This is a genomic window from Streptosporangium sp. G12 (assembly GCF_052983175.1).
The window spans coordinates 129,555-150,638 of sequence record NZ_JBRIQO010000026.1 but is presented as its reverse complement, the minus strand read 5'-3'; the positions used below and the strand labels follow the sequence as shown (position 1 = coordinate 150,638).

Annotated in this window: 23 protein-coding genes; 4 read left to right on the top strand and 19 right to left on the bottom strand. The window is 68.5% G+C overall.

Annotation, left to right across the window (positions count from 1 at the left end; genetic code table 11):
• Nucleotides 1-446: 446 nt before the first annotated feature.
• The 5 genes from ACVCAG_RS34690 to ACVCAG_RS34670 form a co-directional block, all read right to left on the bottom strand.
• Entirely contained in the window at nt 447-983 is a 537-nt protein-coding gene (locus tag ACVCAG_RS34690; protein WP_440082698.1) for a hypothetical protein, read from the bottom strand.
• A 66-nt stretch (nt 984-1,049) separates the two neighbouring features.
• Complete coding sequence (locus tag ACVCAG_RS34685; RefSeq protein WP_440082697.1) at nt 1,050-1,322, bottom strand: hypothetical protein; 273 nt, start codon at nt 1,320-1,322, stop codon at nt 1,050-1,052.
• 55 nt (nt 1,323-1,377) lie between these two features.
• Nucleotides 1,378-1,830, bottom strand: a complete 453-nt coding sequence (locus ACVCAG_RS34680; RefSeq protein ID WP_440082696.1) for a signal peptidase I — start codon at nt 1,828-1,830, stop codon at nt 1,378-1,380.
• Between the two features lie 11 nt (nt 1,831-1,841).
• Nucleotides 1,842-2,255: an excisionase family DNA-binding protein gene (locus ACVCAG_RS34675; RefSeq protein WP_440082695.1), complete on the bottom strand. Its 414-nt coding sequence runs from the start codon at nt 2,253-2,255 to the stop codon at nt 1,842-1,844.
• A complete protein-coding gene (locus ACVCAG_RS34670; protein WP_447191119.1) occupies nt 2,252-3,070 on the bottom strand; it encodes a replication initiator in 819 nt (272 codons plus the stop codon). Before ACVCAG_RS34670 ends, ACVCAG_RS34675 begins: the two co-directional genes overlap by 4 nt.
• Nucleotides 3,071-3,219: 149 nt before the next feature.
• On the opposite strand from ACVCAG_RS34670, the gene ACVCAG_RS34665 reads away from it, so the two are divergent.
• Nucleotides 3,220-3,621: a VOC family protein gene (locus ACVCAG_RS34665; RefSeq protein WP_440082693.1), complete on the top strand. Its 402-nt coding sequence runs from the start codon at nt 3,220-3,222 to the stop codon at nt 3,619-3,621.
• A gap of 1,029 nt (nt 3,622-4,650) precedes the next feature.
• Here ACVCAG_RS34665 and ACVCAG_RS34660 read toward each other — a convergent pair.
• From ACVCAG_RS34660 to ACVCAG_RS34630, 7 genes are all read right to left on the bottom strand, one after another.
• Complete coding sequence (locus tag ACVCAG_RS34660; protein WP_447191118.1) at nt 4,651-5,103, bottom strand: hypothetical protein; 453 nt, start codon at nt 5,101-5,103, stop codon at nt 4,651-4,653.
• Nucleotides 5,104-5,531: 428 nt separating this feature from the next.
• A complete protein-coding gene (locus tag ACVCAG_RS34655; RefSeq protein ID WP_440082691.1) occupies nt 5,532-6,182 on the bottom strand; it encodes a uridine kinase family protein in 651 nt (216 codons plus the stop codon).
• Nucleotides 6,183-6,521: 339 nt separating this feature from the next.
• Nucleotides 6,522-6,908 carry a hypothetical protein gene (locus tag ACVCAG_RS34650; protein WP_440082690.1) on the bottom strand — a complete coding sequence of 129 codons (387 nt, stop codon included), beginning with the start codon at nt 6,906-6,908 and terminating at the stop codon, nt 6,522-6,524.
• Entirely contained in the window at nt 6,905-7,063 is a 159-nt protein-coding gene (locus ACVCAG_RS34645) for a hypothetical protein (protein WP_440082689.1), read from the bottom strand. The genes ACVCAG_RS34650 and ACVCAG_RS34645 overlap by 4 nt, the downstream gene beginning before the upstream one ends.
• Before the next feature lie 320 nt (nt 7,064-7,383).
• Nucleotides 7,384-7,854 (bottom strand): GNAT family N-acetyltransferase, encoded by a 471-nt coding sequence (locus ACVCAG_RS34640; protein WP_440082688.1) that lies wholly within the window; start codon nt 7,852-7,854, stop codon nt 7,384-7,386.
• Nucleotides 7,855-8,373: 519 nt separating this feature from the next.
• Nucleotides 8,374-9,123, bottom strand: a complete 750-nt coding sequence (locus tag ACVCAG_RS34635) for an HAD-IA family hydrolase (protein ID WP_440082687.1) — start codon at nt 9,121-9,123, stop codon at nt 8,374-8,376.
• Between the two features lie 164 nt (nt 9,124-9,287).
• Nucleotides 9,288-9,707, bottom strand: a complete 420-nt coding sequence (locus ACVCAG_RS34630) for an NmrA family NAD(P)-binding protein (protein ID WP_440082686.1) — start codon at nt 9,705-9,707, stop codon at nt 9,288-9,290.
• Nucleotides 9,708-9,811: 104 nt separating this feature from the next.
• Between ACVCAG_RS34630 and ACVCAG_RS34625 the strand changes: the two genes are divergently transcribed.
• The 3 genes from ACVCAG_RS34625 to ACVCAG_RS34615 all read left to right on the top strand — a co-directional run bounded on the left by ACVCAG_RS34625 (nt 9,812) and on the right by ACVCAG_RS34615 (nt 11,774).
• Nucleotides 9,812-10,381: an SbtR family transcriptional regulator gene (locus ACVCAG_RS34625; RefSeq protein ID WP_440082685.1), complete on the top strand. Its 570-nt coding sequence runs from the start codon at nt 9,812-9,814 to the stop codon at nt 10,379-10,381.
• A 251-nt stretch (nt 10,382-10,632) separates the two neighbouring features.
• Complete coding sequence (locus ACVCAG_RS34620) at nt 10,633-11,346, top strand: NADPH-dependent F420 reductase (RefSeq protein WP_447191117.1); 714 nt, start codon at nt 10,633-10,635, stop codon at nt 11,344-11,346.
• Nucleotides 11,347-11,486: 140 nt separating this feature from the next.
• The gene (locus ACVCAG_RS34615) at nt 11,487-11,774 is read left to right on the top strand and encodes a hypothetical protein (RefSeq protein WP_447191116.1); all 288 of its coding nucleotides are present in this window, start codon (nt 11,487-11,489) and stop codon (nt 11,772-11,774) included.
• Between the two features lie 245 nt (nt 11,775-12,019).
• On the opposite strand, the gene ACVCAG_RS34610 is transcribed toward ACVCAG_RS34615, so the two are convergent.
• From ACVCAG_RS34610 to ACVCAG_RS34580, 7 genes are all read right to left on the bottom strand, one after another.
• Entirely contained in the window at nt 12,020-14,089 is a 2,070-nt protein-coding gene (locus ACVCAG_RS34610; RefSeq protein ID WP_447191115.1) for a CotH kinase family protein, read from the bottom strand.
• Nucleotides 14,080-14,925: a polyphosphate polymerase domain-containing protein gene (locus tag ACVCAG_RS34605; RefSeq protein WP_447191114.1), complete on the bottom strand. Its 846-nt coding sequence runs from the start codon at nt 14,923-14,925 to the stop codon at nt 14,080-14,082. Before ACVCAG_RS34605 ends, ACVCAG_RS34610 begins: the two co-directional genes overlap by 10 nt.
• Nucleotides 14,922-15,527: a DUF4956 domain-containing protein gene (locus ACVCAG_RS34600; RefSeq protein ID WP_440082680.1), complete on the bottom strand. Its 606-nt coding sequence runs from the start codon at nt 15,525-15,527 to the stop codon at nt 14,922-14,924. The genes ACVCAG_RS34605 and ACVCAG_RS34600 overlap by 4 nt, the downstream gene beginning before the upstream one ends.
• Nucleotides 15,528-16,076: 549 nt before the next feature.
• Nucleotides 16,077-17,744, bottom strand: coding sequence for a ribosomal protection-like ABC-F family protein (abc-f, locus tag ACVCAG_RS34595; protein WP_447191113.1), 1,668 nt, complete (start codon nt 17,742-17,744; stop codon nt 16,077-16,079).
• Between the two features lie 442 nt (nt 17,745-18,186).
• A complete protein-coding gene (locus ACVCAG_RS34590) occupies nt 18,187-18,633 on the bottom strand; it encodes a phospholipase (protein WP_440082678.1) in 447 nt (148 codons plus the stop codon).
• 368 nt (nt 18,634-19,001) lie between these two features.
• On the bottom strand, nt 19,002-19,382 hold the full coding sequence (locus tag ACVCAG_RS34585; RefSeq protein ID WP_447191112.1) for a nuclear transport factor 2 family protein: 381 nt from the start codon (nt 19,380-19,382) through the stop codon (nt 19,002-19,004).
• Between the two features lie 471 nt (nt 19,383-19,853).
• Nucleotides 19,854-21,083, bottom strand: coding sequence for a Dyp-type peroxidase (locus ACVCAG_RS34580; protein WP_440082676.1), 1,230 nt, complete (start codon nt 21,081-21,083; stop codon nt 19,854-19,856).
• Nucleotide 21,084 lies beyond the last annotated feature (1 nt).

Genomic DNA, 21,084 nt, shown 5'->3' with positions numbered 1-21,084 from the left:
CACTCAGAAGCCAGCAACCCGTCCTCCTCGCTGATCGAGTATTCCGGTTGAGGCCCCGAGTCAAGGATGCCTACGGCGTCACTATGCGATCAACTTCGTTGACCCTTGACACGGCAGCCTCACCCTGGGGATCGGCAGCTACGAAGAGGATGGGGAGAACCAGGAAACGGCTGGGCTACCGCAACAGCCCCACACAACCGCTCACGATCACGACCGCCCGGTGCCATCCCAGAGCAGGATGCGAGCTTCTGATCACGCGGCGGATGGTCCTGATAAGGAAGCGGTCGCTTCGTCACATCGAGCCCGTTGCGTGCCCGTCAGCAGGGAAATCAAGGAGGACTCACAGGGGGTCACGGACACTCATCCCACTCCCCCACAGGTCAGCGTTCTGCCTGGTCAGCGGCCATGGCGCGCAGAGACTTCCCAAGCTGACAATGCAGATCGCTCTATTCCACGCCAGCTTGCCTGGATCGTTCAGAGTTCAGCCAGTACTGAAAAGATGAACTCGTGGATTTGAGCACGGTGGGATCACGTGGCGGCTCAGGCCAGATCTGCAGGAAGTAGTGATCACCTATTTCGATCGCGTCCTCTTCGTCCATACCTCTGACGTGGTAGCGCAAACGATACGCTCCGGGACCGGCGGGCAACGGAGGAAGAGAATGTTCCCGCCCTTCCCACTCCTCCAGAGAAACACGGCCTGATGGGGACTCATAGCTGATCTCGACGATGTCTTCGTAGCCATCGAGGTCGGCACCCGGATCCTGATCGGCGACAGTCACCGTGAACTCCACCGTTCCCCACTGAGGACCCACAAGCAGGGAGGCCCTGCCTTTTTCGACTTGGATGATCCCCACAGGGTGGCCCGGCACGCCATCAAACTGGCCGTACGCGTCACACCCCTCATCCACGAGATAGACCTGGCTGTAATCCACCTCCACATCCATCTGTTTGATCTGCACGACAGGAGTCTCATCTCTGGTCATGGGCGGGAAGCGTAGACTTCGCCACCGACAAGATCGCCTATCAGCGGCAGCACAACCAGGCTGCCGTCAAGCGATAGACAACGAGCGAGCTTCCCGTGCCAGATGCGTGCCCGATGCCGGTGGATCTTCTTTCTTGAGAACGGCTTCGGCAAGCTTTCCCGTGCCGTCGGCGATCATCTGATCCCGCCCGTTCTCGGTGTGCAGATAGATCAGCGCGGCCCACGTGGTCAAGCGGCAGCGCGCCGCGTCGCCGTACTCGGCCTTCTGCCGTCCGCTGTCTGGGCGTGCGGCGTGGACGCCGGTCCCGAACGGCGGCGGGAATCGGCCCGCGCGCCGCACTCGACCATCGTCCGCCGCAGTGGGGCCGCACCGCCGCCTACTCGGCGGGCTCCGACTACCGGCTCTCACCGCTTCGCGGCGCCTTCGGGTACTTCATATGAGCGCCGGCCCCTCCGCTGCCGCCTGACGGGTCTTCGAGTCCCTGGTCAGGAACCGCATAACCCGGGACCGACGGCCAGCGGACCGTGAGCACCACCGATTCCTCCTCGGCATACCAGGAATGATCGACGCCGTGACCCCACACGACGTAGTCACCTTGTCTGGACAACAGCACGCTACGTCCCGGCAGCTCCACCCGAAAACGGCCGCTGATCAACATGAGCAGCGCCGTGCGCTTCTCACCGGTGACCCATCGCGCACGCTCATCGCCACGCGGATGCACGCCCCACTTGATCTCAACGCCGTCACTGTGCCGGACATCATCAGCCGGCTTGAAGTGCCCGAGCAGCCAACCACGGTCACAGGCCGCATCCACGTCCGCGCTACCCACATATACGTTCTCCAGCACGAGCCGCGACGCTAGCACGACACCCTTCCGATCTCGCCTGTCCAGTCAGAAGATGCCTCCGGCGGGGGTACTCGGCTCCTGGATGATCTAAGTTGCACCACGAAGGCTGTAGATGGTTGGGGTGGAAGCCGACTCTTTCCCTCTGCCGCGTCCCAGGCAAGCCCAACATCTCGACTCCTCCGGATCAAGGCCGTCTGTGACTGCTGCCACCAAACCTCTCCCGGTTCGGTCTCCACGCGAGGGAAAGGGCAGATGCGGACGTTGCGTCCGACGTGGATGAAGGCGATCCGCCGTTCCTCGATCAGGCGACGGGGGAAACGGACCGAGGTGTTCAGCCGTTCGGCCGCCTCTTCGACGGTGAGCAACCGGCCTTGTGCGAGTTCCGGGAGAGGCGAGGTGGGCTCTTGCCTGGTCTTCCTGGTCATGCCGCCACCCCCAGGGCCGGAGTTGCCGAAAGATCTGGAACAGGGAGGCCGTCCGCTCTGGCCTGGAGTTCGATCAGGCGTGCGCGGGTGCGCCGGCGGTTGGCGACCTCGCGCAGCAGCCGTTTGGCCGGCGGGGTGCGGTTGGGATCCTTGGAGGAGACCGGCCGCCAGATGTAGCGGTGCGGGTCGGTCACGGTGTCGTCGGGCAGGCCGAGCATGTCGAGCACCCAGGCCCGCCGATCTTGCTTGTGCTCCCGCAGAGTCTTGTTCGACCACTTACGCGAGACCAGGACGCGACGGCCCGCGTAGCCGAGGTGTTCGGCCTTGTGCGCCTTGCCCTTGCACCGGCCCGGCAGCATGCCCGCCTTGGCACCCTTGGGCTGCACGCCATACCTCAGCCAGTTCGGGCACGTCGGCGAACACGGTTCGTAGCGCAGCGCCTCGACCATGCGGGTCGCGTGGTCACGGCGGGCGTGGTTGTCCGGGTCCTCAGGGTCGAGGGGGTCGCCGAGGCTCTTGGTCAGGTACTTCGACAGGTAGCCGATGCACTGGTCAGCGTCGGGTGATCCGGCGAGCACGCCCTGAACATCGACTTGAGTACCGAAGCGGACCACGTGCAGCGGTTCGGCCGCCTCGTCGGCGCCGAGCTGGTCGAGCGCCTCGTCCCAGGTGGGCAGCAGTTCCCCGGTGGCCGGGTCAAGGCGACGGCGCTCCGCGCCGCCGCCCGCTCCGCCCGGCCGGGCGTGCGGCGTGGGCGCCGGTCCCGGCCGACGGCGGGAACGCGGGCCGCCCGCCGCACGCAGCGCCCGCCGCACCAAGCCTCACCCACCGACCAAGGACGCGCCGTCGCCGGCCCCGCCACTGCGTCCACACAGAGGACAGCTCGGGCAAGGCTCCTGTAGCCGCCCGGTACCCGCCATCGTGGCTAAGGCCTGTATCAAAGATCTTGTGAAAAGATCGCGGAATGCTGCGATTCACCGATTTCATCATCGACTGCCCGGACACGATGAAGCTGGCGGCCTTCTACTCCGAGGTGACGGGCCGCCCTGTCAAGGAAGGCAGCCACGAGAACTGGGCTGGCATCAAGTTCGGCGAGGTCGAGCTGGCCTTCATCCGGGTGGACGACTACCGCGCTCCGCAATGGCCCGACAGCGAGCACCCCAAGCAGTTCCACCTCGACTTCGAAGTGGACGAGATCGAGTCCGAGCAGCGCCGCGTCCTCGACCTCGGCGCGACGCTGCAGCAGGACTTCATCGGCCCCGACGGCTACGGCTGGCGGGTCTACACCGACCCGATCGGCCACCCCTTCTGCCTGTGTCGCAACAAGGGCGTCATCTGGACCGACCAGGGCCTGATCTGGCCCTAGCCATGGGTCAGCCACCACACCCATACGGGTCGTGATCGCGCTGTGGCTGATCACCGAGCCGGTTGACGGCGATCGAAGGTCCGGGCTTCCTTCGTCAGCCCGGCCCGCCGTCTCGGAGGGCGCGGATGGTGCACAGGCCGAGGGTGCCGAGGGCCACTGGGCACGAGACCGAGAGGCCGAATCTCAGGTGCATCCGTACTGGTTGACCTCATGATCGTCGTGTCAGATGCAGCGGGCGATCATGGTGAATCACGGGGAACAGCGGGGAGTCACACTGCCCCTAGTAGGACCTATGATTCCGCAGGTCAGCGCACGAAGATCAGTGGCCGCTTCCCAAGCTGACAGCGCGGGTTCGATTCTCGTCACCTGCTCCATGCTTCAAGGCCCGGGTCGGGCATGGATTCCCGACCCGGGCTTCAGCCATTCTCAGAGCTGTTCGAGTTTCTCGAGCCACTGCCCCGCCCCGCGGTCGATGTGGCAGCAGGACAGCCAGAAGTGGTCAAGGGTCGGGATGATCCTCCTCCCCCTCATCGGCGCATGCGGTTGATCGCAGTACGTGATTGGACGCTCTATCCAGGCGACCAGCAGGGGTTCTGCCATGTCTTGACATGTCAGGATTCCTCGAACGTCTGGCCTTGTGGGGGCCTGATGTCCAGGTCGGTGTGCCCGACGACTCCAGCGCGGTGGGATGGAGCGCTCGCACCCTTCGCGACGTGAACCCGTTCTACTGGGGATCGCGGTTCACCGAAGACGGGACCTGGCCGGCGCCTGAAGTCCACTTCTCCTGACCCGCGCAGTACGACCCTCAGGAGCAGGAGCCTGACCGATGCCCCTGGCCGGACAATGATCGTCGTGCCGTCGGCCCCGGTGACGAGGGATCGACCACGGTCACTCACGCCCGGCCCGACAACCAGATGAGCGCCCCCACAAGGCATGGTCCATGCAATTCCCAAGCTGACGGCGCGGGTTCTGATGTACTCCGGCTTTCGTGGAGTCGCTTCGGTTGACTACATGCTTCCACCGCCACCTTCAGGCGTTCGCTGCAGAATCTGCTACGCAGGAAGCCTGACGCAGTGCCCACATCGCGACGATGAGCGCCAGCAAACGCGCCAGGTTGCCACGGTGCCAGATCTGAACCAGACCGCGAACTTCCGTCACGCTCAGCGGCTCACTGCTTCGCAGGAGTCGAAGGTTGACGGTCCGCACCAGATAGGCCGTCAGCGCCGTCGCTGATGCCATGCTCACCGCAGCCGCGATGATGACACGTCTGTCACCACCGGACCGCCAACTGTCGATCAGACTGGCCGCAGTGCCTGCCAAGGTCAGCGGTGCCACCGGAAGGTAATAGCGCAGCGGACTTCCGGCTCCCAGAAGCTTCGGCACTCGATGCGATCGAGCATCCGCCAGTAGTTGAGGCATGTCCACCATCGCTTCATAGACGTTGCCAAAGAACCAGTGCATCTGGCCGAGCCGAGCGGCCACAGTCCATACGGTTCGCGATCGCATGGCCTGCCTAGGTGGGCGGTTCCGCATGCCGGCAGCATCCCATACGGAGATCCAACGCCGTGTCCGTTACGTGCCGATGAGACGGATGGCTTCATTACCTCTTCGACAGATCGACTAGCTTCACGCAACGGCTGGAACTGGACACTGAGCCGCATCTCCAATGCCTCCGCAAGCCTCTCCTGCATCGGAATCGTCGGCATCGTCCCACCTGCCTCGAACCGCGCCATCGCGGGCTGCTTCAACCCTGTACGCTCGGCCGGTGCGGCCTGAGTCGAGCTGATCGCCGAGCCATTGGCCGGAGTGACAATCCGAGATGGTCAACACGGGGCGTTCCCCAGAACGTTCCATCCCGGCGTTCTTGATCTCGAACCGCTCATCCGCGTTCCGCGGGTGGGTCGGCCGACCTAAGGGTCGGTCGGCGGGGCGACGACCAACTCGGTGTCCGGGTCGTGGTCGATCCGCGGAGGGCCGGCGACGATCATGGTGGCTCGGGCCCACGGCCGTTCTCGCACCATGAACGGCAGTTCTTCCAGCAGCCAGTTCGCCACGTGCTCCAGTTGCCCGGGGGAGTCACCGTCGCGGACGACCAGCAAGCACTCCTGCTCATCGAGGTCACCCTGCATCCACACCGAGGCGTCCAACCACGGGGCGAGCTCTTCGCGGATGACGCCGGTGCCCTCGACCCAGATGACGTCGGCACCGGCGGGGACGGTGATCGATCCGGGCCGGTCGTGGGTGATCCAGGCACCAGGGCGGAAGTCCACCGCCTCACCCCGGTGCAGGGGCTTCAGGATGTTCTCGACGAGCACGTCGCCCCAGTCGAAGTAGGCGTGGTTCCAGGCGATGTCGTCGGTGTGCACGGTGGCGGAGGTGGGCACCGCCTTGCGCAGCCGCTCGGCCAGGGTCGTCTTGCCGGCGCCGCCCCGGCCGTCAATCGCGATCACCCGCGGACGTCCGGTGACGTCGGGTGACGCGTCGCACAGCTGCCGGACGGCGTCGAGCACGGTCACCACCCGCCAGCCAACGGCCTCGGTCTCACCTGGATGTAGACGCATCGACAACCTGTCTTCGAGGAGGACGGGAGAACCAGGGAATGGTGCGGTACCGCAGCGAGTACTGCACCATTCCCTCACAACGGCTCACGATCACACCTATCCAGCACCGTTCGGGGGCAGGCCGTGAGCCCTTGACCGTGGCCGGGGTGGTCGGACAAGAAAGAGGCCCCGACCTTGATCGCGTGCCGGAACAGGCGAGGGACCACGGTCACTCACGAGGAATCACGGAGACTCGACCTGCCCCCGCCTGCCCTCCCGTTTTCCCGGCCCAGGGCAGCAGGGTCAGTGGACGATTCCCAGGCTGACAGCGCGGGTTCGATTCCCGCACCCGCTCCGCTCTCACTCCGAGCTCTCCGGAGGCGTTGAGCTCTCTCCATCCTCGTCAAGAGGGTCGAGCAGACCGCAGGCTCCTTCGATGTCTCCTGAGGAGATCAGGTCATGGATCGCAGCCGCCATACCTTCGAACCCGACGTCCCTGATGACGATCAAATCTGAGCACCAGAAGTACCGGCCGCCGAGGCGCTCACCGGTGCGCGCGTTCTTGTCCATGATCTGCTGGACTACATCCAGGGTCATGAAGGTCGCATACCGGCGGGAGCCATCGCGGAAGGTGATCGTCGCATCTGCCTGGTCGGCGGTGTCCGGCTCGTATCCTTCCCATGCTGGAATGGTCATTTCGAACTCGGGATTCGTGATGCAGTAGAAGGTCCCGTCGAAAGTGATCATTCTGTTGCCTTTCCCGTAACCGGCCGCGCTGTCTCGGCCAGGATGGCAGCAGTGACGTAGAAATCGTCCGGAGCGATCTGCGTCACCGCATCGAGGCGGATTTCCAGATTTGGGTCTTGATTGTTTCCAGGGCCTTGCCGATCTTCTGTGCCCATTGCGTACCCCGTCCCCCCACCACCTTCCGCATGGCCTCTTTCGCGATCTTGCTCGCGCTGTCCGCGACGGTCCGGTCACGTCCGTTTTTCGTGTACGGGTAGATGCGCGGTACGCACGAAGATCCAGGGATCGCGCGGGGGCTCGTGGGCGATCACCGTAACCGGCTGTTCTCGAAAGCTCGCCACGAGGATGCGCGTAGCAGTCGATCTCAACACCTCTCCACGCCCCCGCGCGCTGACCTCTCAAGCGAACCGATCCGGCCCCCGTGACGGCCCCCGTGACGGCCCTCATGACGGCCCCCGTGACGACAACCGCTCCGTCACCGGCTCCTCGCGCCCCGGGCGACGTCCACGATCAGCCGGGGAAGCAGCCGGCCCGCCACCGACCCCGAAGGCACCTCGCCGACCCGTACTGCCCCCATCGCCAGATAGAACGGCTCGGCGTGCGGGTCGGAATCGATGCCCAGCCGCGCGAACCCCGCCCGGGCCGCGGCCTCCGTCACGTGTGCGAACAACCGCCGTCCGACCCCCTGGCCGATCGCCTCCGGCTCGACGAACAACATGCCCAGCTCACCCGTCGGCGGCTCGCCCTCCAGCGTGGCCATCCCCAGTATCCGGCCGTCCCGCTCGGCCACCACCGTGCGCCGCGCCTCCATCCGCGCCGCCGCGACCGTCAGCTCCTCCCGGCACGCCGCCATGAACACCTCGTCGTACCCCCAGTGCGCCTTGGACCGCAACACCAGCGCGGCCAGCGCCGCGCCCTCGTCCGCCCGCGCCGCCCTGATCAGCATGAACACCCTCCCCGGCATCCCCGCATGCCCGCCACGTGCCCTTGGCCGCCGATCACCCGACCGTCACCGGCACCCCGAGACGACGTGGTGCCCGAGCCTCCGACGACGCTAACGGTCCGCCGGGATGCGGTAGACGGACACGTGGGAAAGGGACTCGGCGGTGAACTCGGCTCCGGTCCGGTCCGCGTGCCTGGTCTCCGGCTCGAACCCGGCCAGCTGAGCCATGAGGCCGTCCGCCCGCCACCATGCAGGAGAAGTACGTCCATACCGTGCCCGCCATGGTCTTTCGCCACGATCGACACATCGCCGATCGCGAGTTTCCCGATCGCGTCCACGGTGCCCGCCGCCTTTCGCCCGTACTCCTGTCCTCCGCCCTTCGTAACAGCCTGGCGCGGCGGTCTCCACGGCTTTTCCCGCTGGACGGCGTCATCTTCGCCTCCTGCCGAGGACGGCACACCATGGCGCGCGTGCCGGATGCGCGCCGGCCCCGGCCACGAACGGGGACCTGTACGTCGATCGTCACGCTCCCGCACCGGCCGGCGGCGGCAGGTCCTGTCCCATCAGTGCGATCGCCAGTTCGTCCAGGGACCGGATCACTGTGATCCCGTCCAGGGGCGTGGCTCCGGTGGCCGCCCTGTCGAGCCAGTACGAGCGAAGGCCCGCATCACGAGCGCCGAGAGCGTCGATCTCGTATTTGTCGCCGACGTACGCGACCTGGTGCGCCGGCATTCCAAGGACCGCGCATCCTGCCAGGAAGATGCCGGCGTTCGGCTTGGGCGCGCCGTGCTCGTCGGAGCAGACGATCGCGTCACCGAAGTGGTCGAGCAGGCCGATCACGCGTAGTTTGCGCTGCTGGTACGCCAGCGACGAGTTGGAGACGACACCGAGCCGGAATCGCGGCGCGAGTTTTCTGAGCACAGGGTCGGCGTCAGGGAAAGCGGCCCACGCGGCGTTCTGGAACTCCCCGTATCTCGCGAACCAGACGCCCGCCTCGTGGTCAGAGATGCCGCCTGCGGGAAGGCCCCCGACATGTGCCAGGAACCGCCGGGTCCGTGAGAGTCGCTGCCCGGTGAATGTCAGCTCACCGGCGAGGAATCGCGCGTACTCCTCTTCCATGATCTTCCGCCAGATCGCCACCGCGTCGGCCGGCGACGGGAAGAACTCCAGCAGCCCCTCGGCCGCCAGGTGCTTGAGCACGCCGACTTCTTCCGAGGTCGAGTAGTCGAAAAGCGTGTCGTCGACGTCGAACAGCACCCCGCGGATCGTCATCCGTCCACCATGCCAGGACCGGGGAGAAGCCGCGGTCGGCGCTGTTGCCGTGGGTGTTCCCGCTCGGCATGGAGGCAGGCGTGCTCGTCACGGGAAACCACTACGTGCTCGACGCCGAGGCCAACGGGATGGTGACGGGCCGCCTGACGGGCCAGGCGGCCGTGTCAGCTCGTGAGCACCCATCGGCCGCGGTGTGCGCCGTCGCGGAAGGCGTGGTACGCGTACCCGGCCTTGTCCAGGGGCACCGTGCCGGCGAGGTGCCGGACGCCTGCGGCGATCGCGGCGTCGACGACGTTCAGGCCGCGCCGCAGCTCGTTCTCGGCGTAGCCGGGCGCGATGAAGGCGGGCTGGACGCTGAACACGCCGTGCGCGCCGCGGACGGCGGCGTCGACGCTGTCCCGGTCGTCCATGTCCCCGGTGACCAGCTCGACGCCGGCGCGGGCGAGCCGTGTCGCCGCCGCGCCGCGCGGGTCCCGGACCAGTGCCCGTACGTGCCAGCCGTCGGCGAGCAGGTGCCGGGTGGTGGCGCCGCCCTGCTGCCCGGTCGCTCCCGTGACGAGGATCGTCCGATCTGTCGTGGTCATGTGTGCTCCATGGGTACGCTGATCAGCAGGGCGGAGCACCGCTCCGCAACTGCCCGCCGCACAATACGGAGCACTGCTCCGCAGGTCAAACCGAGGAGACACACGTGGCCGGCACATCCCGGGCAGAGGTAGGGCGTAACCGCGAACGTCTGCTGGCCGCGGCCCGCGACGCGTTCGCCGCCGATGGGACCGACGCCTCCCTGCGCGACGTCGCCCGACGGGCGGAGGTCGGGATCGGCACGCTCTACCGGCACTTCCCCACTCGCGAGGCCCTCCTCGAGGCCATCCTCGACAGCAACTTCGACACGCTGCGCGAGCGCGCCGAGCAGCTGCTCGACTCGCCCGCGCACGCGCCGCACGACGCGCTGCTGACATGGCTGAACGAGCTGGCCGCCGGCACGCGCACCTACCAGGGGCTACCCCAATCGATCATGGCGGCGCTGGCCGACGAGAGCTCCGAAATGCACCTGTCCTGCGCCGCCATGCAGTCCTCCGGCGCGCGGCTGCTGGAACGCGCGCAGGAGGCCGGGCAGGTACGCGCCGACGTCACGGTCCACGAGGTGATCTCGCTCGCCATCGGCCTGGCCTGGGCGGCGCAACAACCCGGCGGATCGTCCGACCTGGTCGAACGCCTGCTCTCCACGGCGATGTACGGGCTGGCGCCGCACGGGTAGCGACGGCGGCCCCCGACCGGCCATCTCGATCGACGACGGCGATCACCGGGCCGGTGTCCGCGAGCGTGGCGGTCACACCGGCCGATCGAGCCGCCCCACCGGGTGGTGAAGCTCCTCACGCGCCTGCCCGGCGCCCATGACCACGAGTCCATGCAAGCCCTTCCGCTCGCGGCAGCGGCACCACACCCACGGGCTCCGGCACGGCCGGGACCGCCGCCCGTCGTCCGCGGTCCGTGGGGAAGCGGCGGGGAATGCCGGGTGCGGCGCGGCAGTTGGGGGTCGCCATGACAACTGTTGGATTCATCGGCAGCGGGAACATCGGTGGCACGGTCGCCCGGCTCGCCGTCGCGGCGGGCTACGACGTGGTGCTGAGCAACTCACGCGGCCCCCGGACGCTGAAGGAACTGGTCGACGAGCTCGGGCCGAGGGCCGCCGCCGCGACCTCCGCCGAGGCCGCCGCGGCCGGCGACCTGGTGGTCGTCAGCGTCCCGCTGCGGGCCTACCTCGACGTTCCGGTGGAGCCGCTCGCCGGCAAGACCGTCCTCGACACCAACAACTACTACTCCGAGCGGGACGGGGCCTTCCCGGAGCTCGACGCCGGATCCGTCACGTCCAGCGAACTGCTGCAGCGGCACCTGACGATGTCCAAAGTCGTCAAGGTCTTCAACAACATCTACTTCCGGCACCTGCGGGCGCTGGCCCGGCCCTCCGGCGCGGCGGACCGCAGCGCCCTGGCGATCGCGGGCGACGACGCCGGCGCGAGGGGAGAGGCGACCGCGTTCCTCGACCGGATCGGCTATGACACCGTCGACGCGGGAGCACTCGCGGACGGGTGGCGTTTCCAGCCGGGAACCCCCGCGTACGGCTCCATCTACGCAGGGGAGATCGAGAACTTCTGGGAGTCGCCGGGAGTACCCGTCGAGGCCGCGGCGCTCCGCGCCAAGCTCGCCGCCGCTCAGCGCTGACACCCGGCCTGACGGCGTGGTCGCGTGCCGTCAGGCCGGCGCCGCGATCTCCATCGACCGCTTACAAGCGTGAGAGGACCAGCGCCCCGCCAGAGGGAACCGGCCGGGATGTACGGTGCGATGAAGGAGGATGACGCCATATGGCAGATGAGCAGATCACGACAATCGGCAGATGCTACGTATGCAAGCGCACCTTCGGTTTCGTCCCCGCGAGCGTGACGACCGTCACGATCGACCCTGAGAGCGGTCTTCCTCCCGGTATGACGGTGTTGGGCACCCTCCGCGAACCGACACCGGAGGCGACGGCCAGATCGGTCGAGGAACCCCTCTGCCCCGGCTGCCTGGACAGGGCGCAGCAGTTCCTGGAACTCACCCGTTCGCCCGTTCCCCCCTTCGAGAAGTGGCACAACAACCCTGATCCCGGCTGATTCCCGGGCGTGGTCGAAGGCGTCTCGGGGAACGGCCGGAGATGATCGAGCTCCGAGCACGGCGAGGTCGAGTACGGGCTCACCCGGGCCGGGTGGGAGCGGCGTCGGCCGGAATGTTCGATTCCCTCCACCCGCTCCAACGCCGGGGTCCAGGCCGGGAAACGATCCCCGACCTGGGCCTCGAGGTTTCTCGGACTCTTCGTCCCTGCGGGTCCTCGGCGTTCAGCCGGTCGTGACCGCTGCGGTCACGGGCCGGCGCAGGTCGCCACCGGGGTGGCGGAGGACCCTCCGGCGGTGAAGCCGAAGGTCGTGCTCGCGCCGGCCGCGATCGAGCCGTTCCACGACTCGTTGCGCACCGTCACGTTCGAACCGGAGCCCGAGCGCACACCTCCCCACAGCTGGGTGACGGTCTGCGAACCGGGCCAGGCCCAGTTCACGGTCCAGCCGCTGATCGGCGCGTTGCCCGCGCGCACCGTGACCTCACCCTGGAAACCACCGGACCAGGAGGTGACCACCCGGAACGTCGCCGAGCAGGCGCCGCCCGGCGTGGGAGTCGGGGTCGGCGTGGGGGTCGGAGTGGGGGTGGGAGTGGGGGTCGGGGTGGTGGTCGTACCGCCCCACCCCGCCGTCGAGTCCAGCCAGGCCGTACGGCGCAGCATCCAGTCCCGCATGTACTGCACCTGGCCCTGCCACGTGGGCGCGGTCGGGGTGTTGAAGAAGCCGATGACCGGCGTCGAGAGGTTCGGCCAGCGTTGGAAGTTGCGCTGCGCGGCGTTGGGCAGCGGCCTGGCGAGAGCGTCGATCCTGCTCTGCAGGGCGGTGTCGGAGAGCGGGCCGCGGCGTAGCGTCTGCCAGCGCGACCTGACCTGGTCGACGAAGGCCGGATCCCGCAGGAGCTGGGTGAACCAGTCGTTGGCCAGTGGCTGCCGGGTCTGCTGGTACTGCCAGCCCGCGATCTGGTCGTTCTGGAAGAATCCGCCCACACCGAACGTGAGGTCGAAGTCCCACAACGGACCGGCGAAGATCTTGGTGTCCCGGTCCTTGTAGAAGTGGGAACTGCGGACGTACGCGTCCATGCTCCGGCTCAACTCGTTGACGATCAGGTGGTCGATGAAGGAGTCGACGTCGATGTACGCCCGGTAGCCGGTGGCCGGGTCGGCGAAGTTCGGTGCCCGCAGCACGTTGTGGAATTCCTGGACGTGGTCGCGCAGCCAGTCCCGCTGCTGGGGCTGCAACGGGGACGGGTCGGCCACTTCGAGGTAGTTCCAGCAGGTGGCCGCCGGCCCGCTGCACGGCAACGTCGGCTCCTCGGCGGCCATCCACTCGAACTTCCAGATGTATCCGCCTGTGATCTTCGGCAGGGTCGTGTCGTCCTCGTCCAGCTGCTTGAGGTCGAGACGGTCCTTGGAGTTCTTGATCGTCTCGACGATCATGTAGACGCCCATGTAGTCGCCGGCGCCCACCGGACCGGCGTCGGTGTTGAGGTAGAGCTCCGCGAACGCGTACCGCGGGGCCCGCAGGCCCATCTCCCTGCCGAGGTCGTAGACGAAGGCCTCCCGGATCAGCGACTTGTCGGTGAACGGCCCGCGCAGCACCCAGTCGGAGTCGGCGGGCATGCCGAGCACCGGGTGGTCGGCGTCGTCGTTGTCGTTGTCCCAGAACTCGACGCGGTAGGGCGTCTTCTCGAACGTGGCCGACGACTGCCCCCGCAGCCGGAATCCGGCGCGGGTGGCGACCGCCGGAGCCGCGGCCAGCGACGTCGTCCCGCCGCCGCCCGGCTGGAAGATCATGGTGGTGGCGTCGAAGTACTCCCGGGCGGGCTTGCCCGCACCGTAGGAGTCGATCATGATCACCGGCAGGTCGTGCGCCGTGGCGGTGTCGCGGGCGGCGTACATCGCCGTTCCCGGCGCCCCGGACGCCGCCTGGCCGACGAAGGCCTGGGCCCGCAGCTGGGTGGTGCGGGTGAACCGCAGGGGTGAGCCCTGGTAGAGCGCCGACTGCGCGGTGGGCAGCCGCCCGTCGGTGGTGTAGCGGATCTGGGCTCCGCTGATCGCGGTGCTCAGCGACACCGTCACCTGTCCCTGGAAAGTGCCGCTCGGCACGGAGAAGGCGATGTCGCCGACCAGGTCGGCCGCCGCGGCACCGGCGTTGGCCTTGGCGGCCACGGTGTCGGTGGCCGCGGTGCTCGCGATGTGACCGCCCGGCCGGGTGCCGGAACCCGATTCGGCGGTGGCCGACGGCGGGTACGGGACGAGCAGTCCGGCGAGGAGCACCGCGGTGGCCGCGGCGCGGGTGCCGCGGAGGGTCAGACGCACGATGTCTCCTGTTCGGATCGGGGGGCGGCGGGCAGGTGGAAGATGGCCGGCACCGGGTCCACCGACGGCGCGGTGCCCCGGAAGTGGCGGCGCAGCGTCCGCCGCCACGGCACGTCGGGCAGGTCCAGGCGGAGAGCGGCCAGACCGGTGGCGTACTTGGAGATGCGGGCGGGCCTCATCCCCGCCTGCCACAGCATGCGGTCGACCGGCGTGGCGGCCAGCGTGGACTTGGTCTCGACCACGGCGAGGCCGGACAGCCTCAGCGTGGAGCCGGCGTCCCGCCAGACGAGCCCGGTGTCGATGGTGACCCGGCTCGCGGTGTCCGGCAGCAGCAGGGTGGCGCGGTGGTACTCGGTGACCAGGATCGGGTCGAGGGGGCTCCCGGCGGCGGGAACGATCAGCTCGCGGGCGAGCGCCTCGTCGACGAAGTCGCGCCCCAGGTGCACGGTGCCGCAGTCCTGCGGGTGGTACGGCAGCCGGTGTTTGGTGACGCTCCCCCGCGCTCCGCTGATCTTGACCTCCAGCCAGCACTGGTCGGAGTCGAGGTAGGTGCGGGTGCGCACCTTGAAACGCCGGCGCCTGCGGTACGCCGCGCAGTGGTAGCTGGCCAGCCGCGGGGTGTCGAAGTACACCGACCTGTAGCGGAACGTACGCTCGCCGGCGATGTCCAGTGCCCGCGCGTACGGCGTGAGCCGCCCCAGCAGGCCGGGCAGCGTCTCCGCCGGGACGAGATACTTGCGGTCCACCCTGGTCTGCAGCGCGGCGCGGTCGATCAGTTCGGCGAGCCCGACGGGGGCCAGCCCCGCCAGGGCCGGCAGGAGGGGTGCCGTGGTCATCGGTACGCTCCGGAATGCGCGGGGGCGACGGATTCGGCGGTCAGGCCGCGTCCGGTCAGCGCGTACCGGACGTCGACCACGGTGGTCTCGTTGACCATGTCGAGCCGCTGGACGGTGACGGCGTGCACCCGGGCGGCGAGCAGTTGTTCCAGGTGCGCGACGAGCACGACGTGGTCGGTGATGGCCGAGTCGAGCACCAGGATCTGATGCCGGTAGTTCCGGAACAGCCGCCTGTGGTCGCCGAGGTACATCACCACGAGGATGAGCACCATCAGGCCGCCGCTGAGCCATATCGAGGTGGTGCTCAGCGCGCCGAGGATGCCCATGGCGAGGGCGGAGAAGTAGTACGCGACCTCGTGCTGGTCGAGTTCCGTCGAGCGCAGGCGAATGATGGACAGCACGCCGAACAACGCCATCCCCAGCCCGAGCCCGGCACCGGCGTCGCTGGCGCTCAGCGCGCTCGCCACCGCGAGGACGCCGACGTTGACCCCCAGGTAGGCGACGACCAGATCGCGGCGGCGATGTCGCGGGAAGTAGAGCCCGAAGACGAGCAACATCACCGTGCAGATGTCGATCGCGAACAGGATGAGCTGTGACCTCACGTTCGTTCCTCCTGAACCGGTGCCGGGGTTGGCCGAGCACCGCCCGCTTCTTCGCAGGATCCGCAGGGCGGTCGCCGAAACTTTCAAGATTTCATATAAACTTTCGGGAACCCGGCCGGAACGATAAGTGCACAACAGGTGTCGAGTCAATGAACTCCCCCGGCACACAGCACAGCCACCACCGCGCCGTTTCTTGTCGCCCTCACGTCGCCGCGCGCCAAAGAACGAGTTTCTCCCTGTTCAGAGCCGATTACCGATCGGCACTACCGCTATCAGGTGAGAACAAAGGGTGACGCGGACCGTGGCGCGCCCACGTCACCCCGACTTGAAAGTTTCGGCGGCACTTGCTCGAAAGGCGGGTGCAAAACCACCGCGCGCGGCGCTGTCACCGACGAGTGGCCGCCCTCGCCGACGAATCCGAGCACCACTCGGCGACCAGGGCGTCCGCGTCACCGGCCCGTACGCGTCCGGCCGCCCGAACGGGTACGGGCCGGCGTCCAGGGCACGGGGGCCGGACGGGAACCGGCCCGCTCGTACACCACGACGGGGTCACCTGTGCCCGAAGCCGTCCGCGGGCGCCTCGCTCCCCGCCGGGGCTCCCGTCTCCAGCAGCCGGCCCTCGGAGAGCCGCAGCCAGCGGTCGACCTTGATCTCCGCGAGGAAGCGTTCGTCGTGGCTGACCACCACGAACGCCCCTTCGTAGGCGCTGAGCGCGCTCTCCAGCTGGCCGACGCTGACCAGGTCGAGGTTGTTGGTGGGTTCGTCCAGCAGCAGCAGCTGGGGTGCCGGTTCCGCGTACAGCACGCAGGCCAGGGTGGCGCGCAGCCGCTCACCGCCGGACAGCGCACCGACCGGCAGGTGGACGCGGGAGCCCCGGAAAAGGAAGCGGGCGAGCAGGTTCATCCGCTGGGCCTGCGGCATCGCGGGGGCGAACGTGGCCATGTTCTCCGCCACGGTGCGGTCGAGATCGAGCAGGTCCAGCCGTTGGGACAGGTAGGCGACCCGGCCGTCGGCCCGCCTGGCCAGGCCGCCCCCCGGTTCCAGATCGCCGTTGATCAGACGCAGCAGGGTGGACTTGCCGACGCCGTTGGAGCCGGTCAGCGCGATCCGCTCGGGTCCCCGGATGGTCAGATCGGCGCCCTCTCCCGCGAACAGGGCCCGCTCACCGTAGTGGACCTGCATCCGTTCGCCGAGGAAGACCGTGCGTCCGGCCGGGACGTTGGTGCCGGGCAGTTCCAGCGTGATCCTCTGCTCGTCGCGCAGGGCGCGGCCCGCCTCGTCGAGCCGGGCCTTGGCGTCGTTGACCCGCGCGGCGTGGACCTCGTTCGCCTTTCCCGCCGACTCCTGGGCGTCGCGCTTCATCGTCCCGGCGAAGATCTTCGGCAGGCCGGCGTCCTTGAGGTTGCGGGAGGCGTTGCTGGCCCGCCGCGCCGCCCGCTCGCGGGCCTGCTGCATCTCCCGCCTCTCCCGCTTGACCTCCTGCTCGGCGTTGCGGACGTTCTTCTCCGCGACCTCCCGCGCGGCGCGCGCGGCCTCCTCGTAGGCGGTGAAGTTCCCGCCGTAGGAGCGGATCTCGCCCCCGTCGAGCTCGGCGATGCGGTCCATCCGGTCCAGCAGCGCCCGGTCGTGACTGACCAGCAGCAGGCAGCCGTTCCAGTCCTCCAGCACGCCGTAGAGCTTGCGGCGTGCTGCCAGGTCGAGGTTGTTGGTCGGTTCGTCGAGCAGCAGGACGTCGGGCTGCTTCAGCAGCTGCGCCGCCAGGCCGAGGGAGACGACCTGGCCGCCGCTGAGGGTGTGCAGGGGCCGGGTGAGGGAGAGCTCCCCGAGGCCGAGCCGGTCCAGCTGGGCACGGGTGCGCTCCTCGATGTCCCAGTCGTTGCCGATCGTGGTGAAGTGCTCCTCGCCGGTGTCTCCGGACTCGATGGCGTCCAGGGCCCTGATCACCGGAGCGATCTCCAGGACCTCGGCCACGGTCAGGTCACCGGCCAGCGGCAGGCTCTGCGGGAGGTAGCCGAGCACGCCCTGGACGGACGCGGTCCCGCCGCCGGGCCGGTACTCGCCGGCGATCAGCTTGAGCAGGGTGCTCTTACCGGCGCCGTTCGGGGCGACGAGGCCGGTACGGCCGCCGCCCACGGTGAAGGAGAGATCCTGGAAGACCGGGGTGTCGTCGGGCCAGGAGAAGGAAAGGTTCGAGCAGATGATGAACGCATCGGACATGCGAGAAAACCTCGTGTGGGACGCGGGCGCGCCGAAAGCCGCCCAGCAGGGGAACAGGAATCGGTGAGACGACGGCATGGCCACGGCGACGGCGCTCCTACGCGCCGGCCGGTGGCCGATCACTTCCGGTATCACCCGGAGATGTCGTCGTCACCTATCACTTCTGGTCTCCCTTGTGTCCTGTCACTCGCAGCCCATCATATTAGGCACGAAGGGGTGCGAACGCGAGCCCTGGGGGCCCGCGGGGCGGGCGGCTCTCGCGGTGAGCCCGATCCGTTCACGTGGGCAAGGTGTCCCGCCGGCGTTCGCATGGGCGAGGTGTCCCGCCGGGGCGAGACGGTCAGGGGTCGCGGACCGTCGTCGCGGTGCGGGCCGGCACGAGGCCGGCCCGCCGCGGATCAGCGAGGGGGAGTGATCCCGCCCCCGCGGGGAGCGGGAGGGGTCACGCCTCCGCGTCCTGGGTGGCCTGTTCGGCCGCCTGGCGGATCCGCTCGATCTGCGCCCCGGTGACGTTGAGCGTGCCGAATTCCTTGACCGCCTGGTAGTAGGTCCAGGCGAGGCTGTTGCAGGTGCCCCTGGGGATGGTGGAATATCCCGCGCAGACCTGCCTCATGTCGAAGTAGAAAGCGTCGTCGATGCGTGCCTTGTTCGCCGGGAACTGGCTCACCGCCTTGTAGTTGCGGTAGCCGAAGTCGTGACGCCGGCACGGCGTCCTGAAGTCGAAGCCGAGTGGCTGGTCGGGGCTGCTCGAGCACAGATCGGTCGACCAGTCGAAGGCGTAGTCCCCCCAGGCTCCCTGGTTCTGCCAGGCGGAAAGCCAGCTCGCGGCGCTGGCCGCGGTGGGCTGGCTGAAATTCGAAAGTGCGGCGAGCTTTTGCTCCAGTGTCACCGCATAGGCGGGCGGCGTTAATCCGAGGAGTGCGGTGAGGGAGAGGGCGGCGGTTGCGAGGGCGCGTTTGACCATGGACTCTGCCTTTGTCCGGGGGATACCTCTCGCGGCAGGACTCTGCCACGGCCTAACAATGAGGTGAAACACCCGGTGACGCCGGAACAGATCTCCGTAAATATCGGCGCGGATATTCGTGAACGGCAGCTCTTTACAATGTTTACAACTTCAAGTAAGAACCCCTTTCCGACTTCGCTCGGACAGGGGGCGGTTCGCCCCGCCTGGAGAGGATCACCCGTTGGGGCGACCGCCCGCCGCCCGGAGTCCGCCATCGCTCGCGGAGGTTAGGCGCCGCTGCCGCCGCGCCTCACTCAGGTGTCGAGGTGTGTGGCGTGCCCCTCCACGACGAGGGGACCGTCGAAGACGAGAACCTCGTTGACCAGGCGGCCGCTCACCGTCCGGTTGCGGTAATTGATCACCAGGGTGTTGATCCCGACGTAGGCGGCGATCATCTCGAACCGCAGGTCCGGCGTGCCCCTCAGGCCCGCGGCCCAGTACTCGCGCAAGGCGGCCTTGCCCCGGACCACACCTCCGGAGCCGGGGACCAGCGCGGCCGCGGTCGGGGAGGTGAAGAGCACGTCCTCGGCGAAGTGCGACAGGACGGCCTCGACCTCCTGCGCTCGCGCGTGCTCGTGCCCGAGGTCCTCCAGTTCTGGGGGATGGAGTTCGACGCCCCGGCGCTGGACCACCACACGCTGATGATCCCCACCACTCCGGTGAGGCACAGCAACTGTTCGAGCTGGAGAGCCGCTTCGCCAAGCACGACGCGTTCCCCGCCGACCCCGGCCGCGACACCGAGGCCAAGATGGTGGAGTTCCTGAAGGCCGCGAAGGACATGCGGCAGAAGCCGCTGGTGATCGCCCACCACGCCTCGCGGTCGGCGCCCGGTCTCGGCGTCTACGGGCAGGACACCCCCGGGAGTTCCGCAACGGCAACAACGCCGCACCGGAGATCTACGTCGGCTCGCCGACGGCGAGGAGAGCCCCTGGGAGGACCTGTGGTTCTACTCCAACCCGGTCTTCGTCCACTACCGCTAGTTCCCTGACCGGGCGATCCCTCCCCGGCGGGGAGGGATCGCCCCGGCTTCGAGGAGGTCGGCGGAACGCGGGACGGCCACCGGGTGCCCGTGACGACATGGTCGTCACGGGCACGAGCGGCCCCTCTCAGCCCAGGAGGCCCTCCCCGATCCAGCCGTTGGGCGAGCATCCCGGCGGGATGGCGAAGACGGCCGAGCCGATCGGGGTCGTCCACTCGTTGAGCAGGTCGGCCTCGGCCAGCCTGCGCTGGATCGGGACGAACTGCCGGGAGACGTCGGCCTGGTAGGAGGCGAACAGCAGCCCGGAGTCGGCGTGCCCGTCCGGGGTGATCCCCTCGTCGTAGTTGTAGACCCTGCGCATGATCCGCAGGTTCGGGTCGGCGACATGGGCCCGGCGGATGTGGGCCTGCTCGGAGATGACGGGGAAGCCGATCGCGTTGAGCTTCTCGAAGTCGGCCATGTCATGCTCGTCGCGTCCGGTGAGCGGGGCGCCGTTGTCCAGGCGCCGGCCCACGGTGAACTCCTTGGCGACCCGGTCCACGGCGTCCCAGGTCTCCATCTCCGCCCGGATGCGCCGCAGCACCAGCGTGGTGCCGCCGCGCAGCCACTCCGGACCGCCGCTCACCCACACGGCCCGGTCGAACTCGGGAGTGCCGGGTGCCGGATTGACGGTCCCGTCGAGCTGGCCCATGACGTTGCGCTGGGTCAGCCCGGCGGGCTGGGTGCCCGCGCCGCGCCGGAAGCCCCGCTGGGTCCAGCGGACCTTCGCGAAGGAGCGCGCGTCCTTGACGACCATGCGCAGGGCGTGGCTCAGGGTGAGAGCGTCGTCGGCGCAGATCTGCAGCAGCAGATCCCCGCCGCTCCACTCCTTCCTGAGCCTGTCGATCGCGAAGGCGGGCAGCGGCGCCGCCGCCTCCGGACGGCGGTCGGCCAGCCCGGCCGCCGTGAAGAGGCCGGGGCCGAACCCGAAGGTCACGGTCAGCCTGGCGGGCAGGACGGCCAGCTCAGGTTCGGTGTCGGCCAGGGCCGGCCTGCCCTGGGTGAGCCGCCGGGCGTCGTCGGTGAGCAGTCGCATCATCCGGACCAGCGCCTCACGGTCGGTGTCCGGCAGCAGATCCAGGCCGACGAACACCCCGTACGTCTGGGGCGCCGTCGCGATCCCGGCCTGGTGGACCCCGTCGAAGGGTTCCGTCAAGGAACCCCCGGAGACGGGGGACGCGGCCGGAGCGGTCCGGGGATCGGCCTGGGGGGCGACTGGGGGGACAGCCTGGTCGGGGGCGCACGCGGCGAGGGCGCCGACCGCGGTGGCGGCGCCTCCCGCGAGCAGGCCCCTACGGCTGAGTCGGGGTTCCCGCATG

Coding starts and splice junctions, on each gene's coding strand:
- ACVCAG_RS34580 (WP_440082676.1), bottom strand. CDS start 21,083: ATGCGGGAACCCCGACTCAGCCGTAGGGGCCTGCTCGCGGGAGGCGCC.
- ACVCAG_RS34640 (WP_440082688.1), bottom strand. CDS start 7,854: ATGCTGATCAGGGCGGCGCGGGCGGACGAGGGCGCGGCGCTGGCCGCG.
- ACVCAG_RS34675 (WP_440082695.1), bottom strand. CDS start 2,255: ATGACCAGGAAGACCAGGCAAGAGCCCACCTCGCCTCTCCCGGAACTC.
- ACVCAG_RS34630 (WP_440082686.1), bottom strand. CDS start 9,707: ATGACCACGACAGATCGGACGATCCTCGTCACGGGAGCGACCGGGCAG.
- ACVCAG_RS34615 (WP_447191116.1), top strand. CDS start 11,487: ATGGCAGATGAGCAGATCACGACAATCGGCAGATGCTACGTATGCAAG.
- ACVCAG_RS34665 (WP_440082693.1), top strand. CDS start 3,220: ATGCTGCGATTCACCGATTTCATCATCGACTGCCCGGACACGATGAAG.
- ACVCAG_RS34635 (WP_440082687.1), bottom strand. CDS start 9,123: ATGACGATCCGCGGGGTGCTGTTCGACGTCGACGACACGCTTTTCGAC.
- ACVCAG_RS34605 (WP_447191114.1), bottom strand. CDS start 14,925: ATGACCACGGCACCCCTCCTGCCGGCCCTGGCGGGGCTGGCCCCCGTC.
- ACVCAG_RS34620 (WP_447191117.1), top strand. CDS start 10,633: ATGCCGGGTGCGGCGCGGCAGTTGGGGGTCGCCATGACAACTGTTGGA.
- ACVCAG_RS34650 (WP_440082690.1), bottom strand. CDS start 6,908: ATGATCACTTTCGACGGGACCTTCTACTGCATCACGAATCCCGAGTTC.
- ACVCAG_RS34690 (WP_440082698.1), bottom strand. CDS start 983: ATGACCAGAGATGAGACTCCTGTCGTGCAGATCAAACAGATGGATGTG.
- ACVCAG_RS34655 (WP_440082691.1), bottom strand. CDS start 6,182: ATGCGTCTACATCCAGGTGAGACCGAGGCCGTTGGCTGGCGGGTGGTG.
- abc-f (WP_447191113.1), bottom strand. CDS start 17,744: ATGTCCGATGCGTTCATCATCTGCTCGAACCTTTCCTTCTCCTGGCCC.
- ACVCAG_RS34645 (WP_440082689.1), bottom strand. CDS start 7,063: ATGGGCACAGAAGATCGGCAAGGCCCTGGAAACAATCAAGACCCAAAT.